The sequence below is a fragment of the Bacillus sp. KS1 genome (assembly GCF_020075515.1).
Lineage (GTDB): Bacteria > Bacillota > Bacilli > Bacillales > Bacillaceae > Bacillus > Bacillus velezensis.
Window position 1 is genome coordinate 180,563 of sequence record NZ_JACAWW010000019.1, and the last position, 13,410, is coordinate 193,972.

Here is a 13,410-nt window from a genome sequence, read left to right on the forward strand (position 1 = left end):
GAGGTGGCTCATTATTAGCAAAGATCAATTGGTTAATGAGGGTATCCGTGCACGTGAAGTTCGTCTGATCGGACAAAATGGCGATCAGCTCGGCATCAAGTCCCGTCAGGAAGCACTTGAAATCGCCGGCCGCGCAAATCTTGACCTTGTGTTAGTTGCAGCAAATGCAAAACCGCCTGTCTGCCGCATCATGGACTACGGTAAGTTCAGATTCGAGCAGCAGAAAAAGGACAAAGAAGCACGCAAAAATCAAAAAATCATTAACTTAAAAGAAGTTAGATTAAGTCCGACGATCGATGAGCATGACTTTAACACGAAATTGCGCAATGCGATTAAATTCCTTGAAAAAGGCGATAAAGTGAAAGCTTCTATCCGCTTTAAAGGGCGCGCAATCACTCATAAAGAAATCGGCCAGCGCGTATTGGACCGTTTCTCTGAAGCATGTGCGGAAGTTGCGACAGTCGAAACAAAACCAAAAATGGACGGCCGCAGCATGTTCTTAATGCTCGCGCCGAAAAACGAAAAGCAATAAGGAGGAAATCCCATGCCAAAAATGAAAACTCACCGCGGATCTGCTAAACGTTTTAAAAAGACAGGTTCTGGGAAGTTAAAACGTTCTCATGCATACACAAGTCACTTATTCGCCAACAAATCCCAAAAGCAAAAGCGTAAGCTTCGCAAGGGTGCTATTGTAAGCGCAGGAGACTTCAAACGCATCAAACAACAGCTTGCCAACATCAAGTAATCGGACAAGGAACAATTAGGAGGGAAATCTAATGCCAAGAGTAAAAGGCGGAACTGTTACACGTAAGCGTCGTAAAAAGGTTCTTAAATTAGCAAAAGGTTATTTCGGTTCAAAACATACATTATACAAAGTAGCAAACCAGCAGGTCATGAAATCAGGAAACTATGCATTCCGTGACCGCCGTCAGAAAAAACGTGATTTCCGTAAGCTTTGGATCACTCGTATCAACGCTGCTGCACGTATGAACGGTCTTTCTTACAGCCGTTTAATGCACGGTCTTAAGCTTTCAGGCATCGAAGTAAACCGCAAAATGCTTGCTGATCTTGCTGTAAACGATCTTACTGCTTTCAATCAGCTTGCTGATGCTGCTAAAGCTCAGTTAGACAAGTAAGTTGAAAAAGCCGCTCTCTTTCCGGGAGCGGTTTTTTTACGTAAAGGGTGACAATCAATGGCTCTCTTCATTTACGCCGTATTGATAAACGGATACGGCTTTTGGATCATGGGCGCTGATAAAAGAAGAGCAAAGGCACACCGGTGGAGAATATCAGAGAAACGAATATGGCTCACAGCCGCCATGTTCGGCTCACTCGGCGTATGGATCGGCATGCGCGCCTTCAGGCATAAGACGAAACACAAATCCTTTTTATACGGGGTGCCGCTGCTTTTTCTCACTGAAACCGCCCTTGTGCTGATGTATTTGATGTATAAAACATAAAAAGCAGGAGAGCTTATTGCTCGCCTGCTTTTTTCGCTTTTTTGATGGGCTGGTCCCAATCAATCTTGCAATTCGGATACCGCTCCAATACCTTTTTTTCGACTTCTTCAAAATCACCTGCAGAAAAGCGGTTCAGCTTTTCCGGATTTTCGGTCCATACAAATATTGTATGGATAAACAGCGGATGATCTTTGGAAGGGATATGCTTTTCTCCTTCAAAGAGCACTCCTTTATAAGTAAGCTGGAGATTTTTTCGCGTGTTTTTCTGTTCGTCAATAAAATAAAAATTCTCTTTTGATTGCGCCAGTCTGAGCCTTCTTTTCGGGTTTGCGTAGAATTTGACGCACATGTAAATAAAATAAATAAGAAGTGCAAGCAAGACAATCCTCAATACTGTAATGGCCATATGTGTGAAGGCACCTCCTCACCTTTGTCATGATCTGATGTAATACGAAAAACAAAACAAAAGGTTTCATTTTTTTAAAAGAAATAGATAAAAACATTTACCCGTTTTTCAGGCGAATTAATCGTATGCTTCAGCATTGGTTTTGTATAATAAGAAGGGTAGTGAAAAAAAGGAGGTTTATTGATGACAAAATTAGATGAAACGCTCACCATGCTGAAAGCGTTAACGGATGCAAAAGGGATACCGGGAAATGAGAGAGAAGTCAGACAAGTGATGAAATCATACATAGAACCATTTGCCGATGATGTCACAACAGACCGGCTGGGAAGCTTAATCGCCAAAAAAACAGGCAAAGAAAACGGTCCGAAAATCATGATCTCAGGGCATTTAGACGAAGTCGGTTTTATGGTGACGCAAATCACTGATAAAGGCTTTCTCCGCTTTCAAACCGTCGGCGGCTGGTGGTCTCAGGTCATGCTGGCCCAGCGCGTCACCGTCGTGACAAAAAAAGGGGACATCACGGGGATCATCGGTTCGAAACCGCCTCACATTCTGCCTCCTGACGCCAGAAAAAAAGCCGCCGATATTAAAGAGATGTTCATCGATATCGGGGCGTCCAGCCGTGAAGAAGCAATGGAATGGGGCGTTCTTCCGGGTGACCAGATTGTGCCGTATTTTGAATTTACAGTGATGAACAATGAAAAGCATTTATTGGCGAAAGCATGGGACAACCGTATCGGCTGTGCGATTGCCATCGATGTATTAAAAAATCTGAAAAACAGTGATCATCCCAATGAAGTATACGGGGTCGGAACCGTTCAAGAAGAAGTCGGGCTGCGCGGGGCGAAAACAGCGGCACATACGATCCAGCCTGATATCGCGTTCGGTGTGGATGTCGGAATTGCCGGAGATACACCGGGAATTTCTGAAAAAGAGGCGCAAAGCAAAATCGGCGAAGGGCCGCAAATTATTCTGTATGACGCGTCAATGGTATCTCACAAAGGTCTGCGCGACCTTGTCGTGAACACGGCGGAAGAAGCGGGAATTCCGTATCAGTTCGATTCCATTGCCGGAGGGGGCACGGATTCAGGTTCCATTCACTTAACCGCAAACGGAGTGCCGGCGCTGTCCATTACGATCGCGACGCGCTACATTCACACTCATGCCGCTATTTTGCATCGGGATGATTATGAGAATACGGTAAAATTGATCACAGAAGTGATTAAAAAATTAGATCGGGAAACGGTTGACCGTATTACTTATCAATAAAGATACGGAAGAATCTGCTTTTTTAAGCAGATTCTTTTTTTTGTCTGTACAAATATGAACCCTGCGTCTACAATAAGAGAAGACATAGAAAAATCTGACAACACGTTTTTGAAAGCGCTTTAAAAAGGGAGGGTTTACAAATGAAAAACAGATTCAGACGCATGATCCGCTTTTCGTGCGCAGCCGTTACAGCCGGGCTGCTGCTGATGTCTTCATCTCCGGCATCTGCCGCGTTTTGGGGGGCATCAAATGAATTGCTTCACGATCCGACAATGGCGAAGGAAGGAAACACGTGGTACGCTTTCGGAACCGGTTTGGAAGGGGAGAGGGGGCTTCGCGTCTTAAAGGCGGGCAGCGGCGGCGTATGGACCGTTCAGAAATCAATTTTTACTTCCCCGCTGTCATGGTGGGGCAATTATGTGCCGAATTACGGGCTGAATCAATGGGCCCCCGATGTTCAATATTTTAACGGAAAGTATTGGCTGTATTATGCCGTTTCTTCATTCGGCAAAAATACCTCCGCGATCGGCCTTGCATCATCTACAAGCCTCAGTTCGGGAAACTGGAAGGACGAAGGGCTCGTCATCCGTTCAACAAGCGCCAATAACTACAATGCAATTGATCCGGAGCTGACAATTGATAAAGACGGAAACCCTTGGCTTGCCTTCGGTTCTTTTTGGAGCGGCATTAAGCTGACAAAGCTTGATAAAAATACAATGAAACCGACGGGATCACTTTATTCCATCGCTGCCAGACCGAATAACGGCGGAGCTTTGGAAGCGCCGGCGATCACCTACCAGAACGGCTACTATTACTTAATGGTGTCGTTTGATAAATGCTGTTCAGGCGTGAATAGTACGTACAAAATCGCTTATGGAAGAAGCAAAAGCATCACCGGCCCATATCTCGATAAAAGCGGGAAAAGCATGTCAGAAGGAGGAGGGACGATTCTTGACTCCGGCAATGACCGTTGGAAAGGCCCGGGCGGTCAAGACATTGTGAACGGGAATATTTTAGTGCGTCATGCGTATGATGCCGAAAACAGCGGAATTCCGAAGATGCTCATCAATGATATCGATTGGAGTTCAGGCTGGCCTTCCTATTAATTGAGCAGCCGGGCATGTGTGTCCGGCTTTTTTACTTGCAATAAAAGATTGACAGTTTGATTCCTCCTTAACTATAATAAAATTGTTCGTACAAATAAAAGGATTGAAGTTTTGTATTTTATATTCATACGTATATTTTTTAAAAATGCAAGCGCTTTATTTTGATGGGAAGGGGAAATGAATGTGCTTCAGAACAAAGAATATGAATTTTGGTTTGTAACGGGAAGCCAGCACTTATACGGAGAGGAAACGCTGCAGCTTGTTGATAAACACGCAAAGGGGATATGTGACGGCCTCAGCGGGGTGTCATCAAGATACAAGATCAGGCATAAACCGGTTGTCACGTCATCTGAAACAATCAGAGAGGTTTTGCGGGAAGCGCAGTATCAAGAAAACTGTGCCGGGGTTGTGACGTGGATGCATACATTTTCCCCTGCGAAAATGTGGATTGAAGGTCTTTCCGCTTTTCAAAAGCCGATGCTTCATCTGCATACCCAGTATCATCGCGACATTCCGTGGGAAACGATTGATATGGACTTTATGAACAGCAACCAATCCGCTCACGGAGACCGGGAATACGGATATATCCAGTCAAGAATGGGGCAGACAAGAAAAGTCATTGCAGGCTATTGGGATGATGAGGAAGTCAAACATGATATTTCGCAATGGATGAACACGGCTGCCGCTTGGAATGAAAGCAGGAATATTAAAGTAGCCCGGTTCGGCGATAATATGCGGAATGTGGCGGTTACTGACGGAGACAAAGTCGGCGCCCACATTCAATTCGGCTGGCAGGTTGACGGGTACGGAATCGGCGATCTTACCGAGGTGATGAACAACGTCACCGACGCAGAAATTGAGGCGCTTTATGAGGAATACGACAACTTGTATGTCATCAGCGACGAAACAAAACGGGATGAAGCAAAAGTTGCTTCCATTAAAGAACAGGCGAAAATTGAACTCGGATTAACGGCCTTTCTCGAACGGGGCGGATATACAGCGTTTTCGACCTCGTTTGAAGTTTTGCACGGAATGAAGCAGCTTCCGGGTCTTGCCGTTCAGCGTCTCATGGAAAAAGGGTACGGATTTGCCGGCGAAGGCGATTGGAAAACGGCTGCCCTTGTGCGAATGATGAAAATAATGGCGGACGGAGAACAAACCTCCTTCATGGAAGATTATACGTACCATTTTGAACCGGGGCGTGCGATGATTCTCGGATCACATATGCTTGAAGTATGTCCGACGATCGCCCTTGATCAGCCGAAAATCGAAGTTCATCCTCTCTCAATCGGAGGGAAGGAAGATCCGGCCCGGCTGGTCTTTAACGGAATCGGCGGTTCAGCCATCATCGCCAGCATCATTGATATCGGCGGGCGATTCCGTCTCATTCTGAATGAAGCGGAAGGCAGGGAAATTGATCATGATATGCCGAATCTCCCTGTGGCGCGGGTGCTGTGGAAGCCGGAGCCATCGCTGAAAACAGCTGCGGAAGCATGGATTTTGGCGGGAGGCGCCCATCATACCTGTATGTCCTTCCGGCTTACGGCTGAACAGATGCTTGACTGGGCTGAGATGGCAGGCATTGAAAGCATCTTTATTTCCCGCAATACCGAAATACATGAGCTGAAAAAAGAGCTGAAATGGAATGACGTATTATACCGGCTGGGAGGGAATTGATATGGCGTATACGATTGGTGTTGATTTCGGCACATTGTCCGGCCGGGCGGTGCTTGTCAATGTCCGCACGGGCGAAGAAATCGCGTCTGCGGTAAAAGAATACACTCATGCCGTCATCGACCGCACGCTGCCGAAGACGGGTGAAAAACTTCCTCGGGACTGGGCGCTTCAGCATCCTGCCGATTATATCGAAGTTCTGGAAACGGCGATTCCGAACCTGCTTGAGCAGGCGGGCGCTGATCCAAAAGACGTGATCGGCATAGGAATTGATTTTACCGCCTGCACGATTTTGCCGATAGACGGCGCGGGGCAGCCGCTTTGTATGCTTCAGGAATTTGAACGGGAGCCCCACAGTTATGTGAAGCTGTGGAAGCATCATGCAGCTCAAAAACATGCAGACCGTTTGAACACGATTGCCGAATACACAAATGAAACATTCCTTAAAAGATACGGCGGTAAAATTTCTTCCGAATGGATGATCCCGAAAATCATGCAAATCGCGGAAGAAGCGCCGCATATATACAAGGCGGCAGATCAGATTGTGGAAGCGGCAGACTGGATCGTCTATCAATTGTGCGGTTCATTGAAGCGAAGCAACTGCACGGCCGGCTACAAAGCAATCTGGAATGAGGATACGGGGTATCCGCCGGATCATTTTTTCGAAAGGCTCAACCCGTTAATGAAAACGATTACAAAGGATAAATTAAGCGGCTCCATTTATTCAGTCGGGGAAAAAGCAGGAGGTTTGACCGAAAAAATGGCGGAGCTGACCGGGCTTTTGCCGGGGACGGCCGTTGCCGTCGCCAATGTCGACGCTCACGTGTCAGTGCCCGCGGTCGGTATTACAGAGCCGGGGAAAATGCTGATGATCATGGGAACGTCTACCTGCCATGTGCTGCTCGGCGACGAAGAACATATCGTCCCCGGTATGTGCGGGGTCGTCAATAACGGCATCTTGCCCGGATATGCGGGATATGAAGCGGGGCAGTCCTGTGTCGGCGACCACTTTGAATGGTTCGTCAAAACGTGCGTTCCGAGAGACTATGAGAAGGAAGCTGAGGATAAACACATAGACATTCACGAGCTGCTCAGCAAAAAAGCAGCTGAACTTGTTCCCGGGGAAAGCGGCCTTCTCGCGCTTGACTGGTGGAACGGAAACCGGTCAACCTTGGTGGACGCCGATTTGACGGGCATGATGCTCGGCATGACGCTGCACACGAAGCCGGAAGAAATCTACAGGGCATTGATTGAAGCGACAGCGTTCGGAACGAGGATGATTATCGAAACGTTCCGGGAAAACGGCGTTCCGGTCGAAGAGCTTTACGCAGCCGGAGGAATCGCCGAAAAAAATCCGTTTGTCATGCAGATTTATGCAGACGTCACAAATATGGATATTAAATTATCCGGGTCTCCGCAGGCGCCTGCACTGGGCTCCGCGATTTTCGGAGCGCTCGCCGCGGGACGGGAAAACGGGGGATTCTCCAATATTGCTGAAGCATGTGCGCATATGGGGAAATTAAAAGACGGCTTTTATGCCCCGAACCGGGAAAGAGCTGAGATTTATGACAGCTTATATGCGGAATATAAAGAGCTCGTACACTACTTCGGCAAAGAAAACAATGTCATGAAACGCCTGAAAGCCATTAAAAACCGTGATTTTGCGAAAGGAGGGAGCCGCCATGCTTGAAGCGTTAAAAGAAGAAGTGCTCGCCGCCAACCTGAAGCTTGAGGAACATAACCTTGTCACGTTTACATGGGGGAATGTCAGCGGCATTGACAGAGAGAGCGGGAGAATCGTCATTAAACCGAGCGGTGTCGATTACAGTGAGCTGACCGCTGACAAACTGGTCGTCCTGAATGAGGACGGAGACATTCTCGAAGGCTCGCTGAAACCGTCTTCTGACACGCCGACCCATCTTTATCTGTATAAAGCGTTTCCGGCTATCGGCGGAATCGTTCATACGCATTCCCGCTGGGCGACGAGCTGGGCACAGTCCGGAAGAGACATACCCGCTCTCGGTACGACTCACGCGGATTACTTTGAAAGCGCTATACCCTGTACGAGGGAAATGTATGAAGAAGAAATTGTGAAAGATTACGAATATCATACAGGCAAAGTCATAGCCGAAACCTTTCAAAACGAACCGTATGAACAAAATCCGGGTGTCCTTGTCCACAGCCACGGCCCGTTCTGCTGGGGAACGGACGCGCTGAATGCCCTGCATAACGCCGTTGTGCTCGAAACGGTAGCGGAAATGGCCTACCATTCGCTTATGCTGAACAAACAGCTCAGTCCGATCGACAGAGTGCTGCATGATAAGCATTTTTACAGAAAACACGGGGCGAATGCTTATTATGGCCAAACTTGACGCAGCCGGGTTTCTGATTGATTTAGACGGAACCGTATTCAGGGGGCGAGAGCTGATTGACGGCGCAAAAGAAGCCGTTCATACCCTTCAGTCACTGGGCAAAGCCGTTGTCTTTTTAAGCAACCGCGGCAATCTATCAAGAGCAATGTGCCGAAAGAAACTGCTGGGTGCCGGTATCCGCACGGATGAACGGAGCATCGTGCTGTCCTCCAGTGTGACGGCATCATTTTTAAAGAAGCATTATCCTTTGTCAAAGGTGTGGGTGTTAGGAGAGAAAGGGCTGACTGATGAACTCGCTTTAGCGGGTGTCGCCTTGGCGCAAAACCCGCAGGCGGCTGACTGGCTTGTCATCTCCCTGCATGAAACCGTCACCTACGAAGATCTGAATCTCGCTTTTAAGGCGGCCTCCTCCGGTGCGCGCATCATCGCCACGAACCGGGACCGCTCCTTTCCGAATGAAGGCGGCCATGCCATGGACGTCGCGGGAATGATCGGGGCCATTGAAGCATCCGCCGGAGCAAAAACGGAGCTTGTCATCGGCAAACCGTCTTGGCTGATGGCTGAGGCGGCATGTGAAGCGCTCGGACTTCCCCCTGAGGAATGCGCCATTATCGGAGACAGCCTCGAATCTGATATCGCAATGGGCAGGCTGTACGGAATGAAAAGTGTATTAGTTCTGACGGGGTCGGCCAAACTTGGGGAGCCCCGTCTATATGAACCTGACATCGTCCTTGATTCTATTAAAGACCTGACAGGATTAGCGAAGGAGGGAATCCTTTTATGAAACGTTCTCCTGAGGACATTCAATCCGAGTTTGACAAGGAAGGGGCCAGCCGCTCACCGATTCAAATAGAAGATATCGTGATCGGGGCGAATGCAAAAGAAAAGCTTCTCAGATTTCTGCAAAAAAAATGCTGGAATCAGCCGGTCATCGTCTGTGACCGGAACACGTACGAGGCGGCGGGACGTCTGCTTGCGGACGAATTGAGGGCAGGCGGGATCAAAGCGTCAAAAGTCATCATTCCGGAGCATGAAGCCGGGGCCGCCGCGGCTGATGAGAGGACACTGGTCTATACGCTGATCAATATTGCGGAAGAGACGGATGTCATCATTGCGGCCGGTTCAGGAACGATTCACGACATTACACGGTTTGCCGCCTGCCAGCGCGGATTGCCGTTTATCTCATTCCCCACCGCTCCGTCAGTCGACGGTTTTACATCGGCTGGAGCGCCGCTCATATTAAACGGAATCAAAACGACGATTCAAACGAAAGCGCCGATCGCCTTATTTGCCGATACGAATGTATTAAAAGAAGCGCCCCGTTCAATGACAGCCGCGGGCTTCGGAGATATGATCGGAAAAATAACATCGCTGGCAGATTGGGAGATTTCCCGCAGGCTTGCGGGTGAGCCGTACTCAGAAGCCGGGGCGAAGCTTGTGAAAGACGCGCTTTGGCAGTGCATTGATCACCGCGCTGACATTGCCATGGGAACGGAGGCCGGCATTCAGATACTGATGGAAGCGCTGATCGTTTCGGGTCTTGTCATGCTTGCGCTTGACCACTCCCGCCCCGCCTCAGGAGGAGAGCATCACATCTCGCATTGGATTGAGATGGAAATGCTGAAGGCAAAACAGCCTCCGATTCTCCACGGTGCGAAGGTCGGCTGTGCGTGCGCGGTGCTGAGTGATATTTACAAAGAACTGGCTTGTCACGAAAAGCTTGCCGAACTGCCGCCGCACTTTCGCGAGGCGATTCATTCTGCATATGAAGGGCTTCCCGACGGCAAGACAATTGCCGGGTGGCTCGCATCTGCGGGAGGTCCCGCCTGTTTCGATGAGATCGGTGTGGAAAAGGAGCTTGTCAGCGATGCGCTTAAGCATGCGCACACATTGCGGGACCGTTATACCGGTTTAACCATCATAAATGAAAATGCAGCGCTCTTTGCACATCATTTGCATCAATAGCCGCACGGCCTAAAGTGGAAGGGGTAATGACATGAAAAAAACGACCGCTGTATGTTTGGTGCTGATGATGCTCTTCGTGTTTACCGCCGGCTGTTCACAAGAACGGACTGCCGGCCGGCCGGGAGAAACGGAGCTGACGTTTTGGACGTTTAACGGTCTGCACGAACAGTTTTATCAGGAAATGGTCAAAGAATGGAATCAGAAATATCCGGAGCGCAAAATCAAGCTGAATACCGTTGTTTATCCTTATGGACAAATGCATGATAATTTATCGGTTTCGCTGATCGCGGGTGAGGGGCTTCCCGATATAGCCGACGTGGAATTAAGCCGGTTCTCGAACTTTCTGAAGGGGAAGGATATCCCGCTTGCCGATCTGACGCCGCTGATTGAAAAAGACCGCGATAAGTTTGTGGAAGCGCGTCTGGCCTTGTACAGCAAAAACGGAAAATTGTACGGCCTTGATACACATGTGGGGACGACCGTCATGTTTTACAACATGGATATCATGAAAAAAGCGGGCGTTGATCCCGCCTCCATTAAGACATGGGAAGATTACCGGCGGGCAGGGAAAAAAGTGCGTGAAGCATCTGGGAAACCGATGGGAACGGTTGAAACAAACGACTCCGCCACATTCCTATCCATGATTTCGCAGCAAGGGTCAGGCTACTACAGCAAAAACGGAAAATTGATTCTGAACAGCAAGACGAATACAGACACACTGAATTATGTAAAGGACATGGTAAATGATAAAACCCTTCTGCCGGCTCCCGGCGGCGGCCATCACAGCGAAGAATACTACGGTTTTATGAATCAGGGCGGGGCAGCCTCAGTGCTGATGCCTATTTGGTACATGGGACGGTTTATCGATTATATGCCTGATTTAAAAGGAAAAATGGCGATTTACCCTATGCCGGCCTGGAAAGAAGGCGGTGACAGATCAGCGGGTTTAGGCGGAACAGCCACCGTCGTGCCGAAGCAGGCTGAACATCTGAATCTCGCGAAAGAATTTCTCGGTTTTGCGAAAGGTTCAAAGGAAGGGAACATAAAGCTTTGGACGGTGCTCGGCTTTGACCCGCTCCGCTGGGACGTGTGGGATTCAAAAGAATTGAAGGAGAAAAACAAGTACACGGATTTCTTCCGGAACGGTACGTCAATTTTTTCCTCGCTCCTTGAAATAAAAGATGAGTTCAATCCGATTTATCTGCATGAAGACTTCTCTAAAGCGGCTGATCTCGTTGTCAGACAAGTGCTGTTCGATGCGCTGAAGACGCAGGAAAAAACACCTAAGGAAGCCTTAGACGAGGCGGCAGAGCAATTAGAGAAATAGGAGAAGCCGCCCTATTTAACAGTGAAAGCGGGGGAGCTTTTATGAGACCTGTAAAGACAGAGACAGCGCAAACCGTTTCTGCAGTCCGGGAGAAGCCGCGCCGGCGCAATGTGCTGTATTCAAAAAAAGCGGCGCCTTATCTTTTTACGGCGCCATTTATCATTTCGTTTCTCGTTTTCTTTTTGTATCCGATCATCAGCGTGTTTATCATGAGCTTTCAGCGGATACTGCCGGGAGAAATTACATTTGTCGGGTTTTCCAATTATACCGCTCTTCTTAATCCAACCTTTTACACCGCACTGTTTAACACATTGGAATATACCTTCTGGACGCTGATCGTGCTGATTCCGGTGCCGCTTCTTTTGGCGGTGATTCTGAATTCGAAGCTCGTCAGGTTCAGAAATGTATTTAAATCGGCTCTGTTTGTACCGGCTTTAACATCGACGATCGTAGCGGGGATTATTTTCCGTCTGATGTTCGGAGAAATGAATACGTCGCTTGCAAACGAGCTGATGATGAAGCTTGGCGCATCACCCCAAAACTGGCTCAACAACAAAGGTACCGGCATGTTTTTAATGGTGCTGCTTGCGTCATGGAGGTGGATGGGCATTAACATTCTATACTTTCTGGCCGGATTGCAAAACGTGCCGAAAGAATTGTATGAAGCGGCTGAAATTGACGGGGCGAGTACGTGGAAAAAGTTCCGTCATATTACCCTTCCATTTTTAAAGCCGGTGTCCGTTTATGTGTTAACGATCAGTATTATCGGTGGTTTCAGAATGTTTGAGGAAAGCTATGTGCTTTGGCAGAATAATTCCCCGGGCAATATCGGCCTCACACTTGTCGGTTATTTATATCAGCAGGGGCTTGCATACAACGAAATGGGGTACGGGGCCGCAATCGGAATTGTCCTTTTGCTTGTCATCTTACTAGTCAGCCTTGTTTCACTGAAACTGTCCGGTTCGTTTAAAGGGGAGGGATAAGCGTTGCGTAACAATCACATGTTTTCCGTGTACAGAGTCGCGTTTACCTTGTTTTTTATCATGCTGAGCCTGTTGTATATCTTTCCGATGATCTGCCTATTGCTCGGTTCATTAAAGCCGTCATCTGAGCTGATGCGCATCGGGCTGAATCTGCGTCTTGATCCGGATGTGATGAGCCTTGATAACTACACCTATTTGTTTAACGGGGGGAGCATTTATTTCAAATGGTTTTTTAACAGCCTGCTGCTCGGTGTTCTCACCACGGTTCTCACGCTGTTTTTTTCCTCTTTGATCGGCTACGGACTCGGTGTCTACGAATTTAAAGGCAGAAATATTATTTTCGTTCTTGTACTGATCATTATGATGGTGCCTCTTGAAGTGATGATGCTTCCGTTGTTCAAATTGACGGTGGGTCTTCATTTGATCGATTCTTATACGGGGGTGATTCTGCCGTTTATAGTGTCGCCTGTCGCCGTGTTCTTTTTCCGGCAATATGCGCTCGGACTTCCAAAGGATCTGCTTGATTCAGCGAGAATGGACGGCTGTACCGAATTCGGCATTTTTTTCAGAATTATGGCGCCGCTCATGAAACCGGCATTCGGGGCAATGATCATTCTTCAATCTTTAAACAGCTGGAATAACTTTTTATGGCCGCTGATCGTGCTTCGGTCGAAAGAAATGTTTACGCTTCCAATCGGACTTTCAGGGCTGCTGAGTCCGTACGGCAACAACTATGACATGCTGATTTCCGGGTCCGTTTTTGCGATACTGCCGGTGATCATCATATTCTTGTTTTTCCAAAAATACTTCATTTCCGGCCTCACAGTAGGCGGAGTGAAGGGATAGAG

The 13,410-nt window shown here is 48.2% G+C and carries 15 protein-coding genes; 14 read left to right on the plus strand and 1 reads right to left on the minus strand.

Annotation, left to right across the window (positions count from 1 at the left end; genetic code table 11):
* Window positions 1-10: 10 nt before the first annotated feature.
* Genes infC through HWY38_RS14600 form a run of 4 tightly spaced genes read left to right on the plus strand, consistent with a single transcriptional unit; the run spans window position 11 to window position 1,460 of the window.
* A complete protein-coding gene (gene infC / locus HWY38_RS14585; protein WP_071543361.1) occupies window positions 11-532 on the plus strand; it encodes a translation initiation factor IF-3 in 522 nt (173 codons plus the stop codon).
* A 12-nt stretch (window positions 533-544) separates the two neighbouring features.
* Window positions 545-745: a 50S ribosomal protein L35 gene (gene rpmI, locus HWY38_RS14590; RefSeq protein ID WP_003152493.1), complete on the plus strand. Its 201-nt coding sequence runs from the start codon at window positions 545-547 to the stop codon at window positions 743-745.
* Between the two features lie 31 nt (window positions 746-776).
* Window positions 777-1,136, plus strand: a complete 360-nt coding sequence (rplT, locus tag HWY38_RS14595; protein ID WP_003152495.1) for a 50S ribosomal protein L20 — start codon at window positions 777-779, stop codon at window positions 1,134-1,136.
* Window positions 1,137-1,193: 57 nt separating this feature from the next.
* The gene (locus HWY38_RS14600) at window positions 1,194-1,460 is read left to right on the plus strand and encodes a DUF1294 domain-containing protein (RefSeq protein WP_224182105.1); all 267 of its coding nucleotides are present in this window, start codon (window positions 1,194-1,196) and stop codon (window positions 1,458-1,460) included.
* Window positions 1,461-1,473: 13 nt separating this feature from the next.
* On the opposite strand, the gene HWY38_RS14605 is transcribed toward HWY38_RS14600, so the two are convergent.
* Window positions 1,474-1,866, minus strand: coding sequence for a sigma-w pathway protein ysdB (locus HWY38_RS14605; protein ID WP_224182106.1), 393 nt, complete (start codon window positions 1,864-1,866; stop codon window positions 1,474-1,476).
* Between the two features lie 183 nt (window positions 1,867-2,049).
* On the opposite strand from HWY38_RS14605, the gene HWY38_RS14610 reads away from it, so the two are divergent.
* The 10 genes from HWY38_RS14610 to HWY38_RS14655 all read left to right on the plus strand — a co-directional run bounded on the left by HWY38_RS14610 (window position 2,050) and on the right by HWY38_RS14655 (window position 13,408).
* Window positions 2,050-3,135 (plus strand): M42 family metallopeptidase, encoded by a 1,086-nt coding sequence (locus tag HWY38_RS14610; protein WP_007408096.1) that lies wholly within the window; start codon window positions 2,050-2,052, stop codon window positions 3,133-3,135.
* A gap of 140 nt (window positions 3,136-3,275) precedes the next feature.
* Window positions 3,276-4,241: a glycoside hydrolase family 43 protein gene (locus HWY38_RS14615; RefSeq protein ID WP_015387871.1), complete on the plus strand. Its 966-nt coding sequence runs from the start codon at window positions 3,276-3,278 to the stop codon at window positions 4,239-4,241.
* A gap of 183 nt (window positions 4,242-4,424) precedes the next feature.
* Window positions 4,425-5,918: an L-arabinose isomerase gene (gene araA, locus HWY38_RS14620; RefSeq protein WP_224182107.1), complete on the plus strand. Its 1,494-nt coding sequence runs from the start codon at window positions 4,425-4,427 to the stop codon at window positions 5,916-5,918.
* A 1-nt stretch (window position 5,919) separates the two neighbouring features.
* Window positions 5,920-7,605, plus strand: a complete 1,686-nt coding sequence (araB, locus tag HWY38_RS14625) for a ribulokinase (protein ID WP_224182108.1) — start codon at window positions 5,920-5,922, stop codon at window positions 7,603-7,605.
* Entirely contained in the window at window positions 7,598-8,287 is a 690-nt protein-coding gene (gene araD / locus HWY38_RS14630) for an L-ribulose-5-phosphate 4-epimerase (RefSeq protein WP_003152509.1), read from the plus strand. Before araB ends, araD begins: the two co-directional genes overlap by 8 nt.
* Entirely contained in the window at window positions 8,265-9,071 is an 807-nt protein-coding gene (locus tag HWY38_RS14635) for an HAD-IIA family hydrolase (protein ID WP_396021785.1), read from the plus strand. The genes araD and HWY38_RS14635 overlap by 23 nt, the downstream gene beginning before the upstream one ends.
* Entirely contained in the window at window positions 9,068-10,252 is a 1,185-nt protein-coding gene (locus tag HWY38_RS14640; protein ID WP_224182109.1) for a sn-glycerol-1-phosphate dehydrogenase, read from the plus strand. The genes HWY38_RS14635 and HWY38_RS14640 overlap by 4 nt, the downstream gene beginning before the upstream one ends.
* A 31-nt stretch (window positions 10,253-10,283) precedes the next feature.
* On the plus strand, window positions 10,284-11,579 hold the full coding sequence (locus HWY38_RS14645; protein ID WP_224182110.1) for an ABC transporter substrate-binding protein: 1,296 nt from the start codon (window positions 10,284-10,286) through the stop codon (window positions 11,577-11,579).
* A gap of 41 nt (window positions 11,580-11,620) precedes the next feature.
* A complete protein-coding gene (locus HWY38_RS14650; RefSeq protein WP_007612994.1) occupies window positions 11,621-12,562 on the plus strand; it encodes a carbohydrate ABC transporter permease in 942 nt (313 codons plus the stop codon).
* A gap of 18 nt (window positions 12,563-12,580) precedes the next feature.
* Window positions 12,581-13,408 (plus strand): carbohydrate ABC transporter permease, encoded by an 828-nt coding sequence (locus tag HWY38_RS14655; RefSeq protein WP_007612991.1) that lies wholly within the window; start codon window positions 12,581-12,583, stop codon window positions 13,406-13,408.
* Window positions 13,409-13,410: the final 2 nt, after the last annotated feature.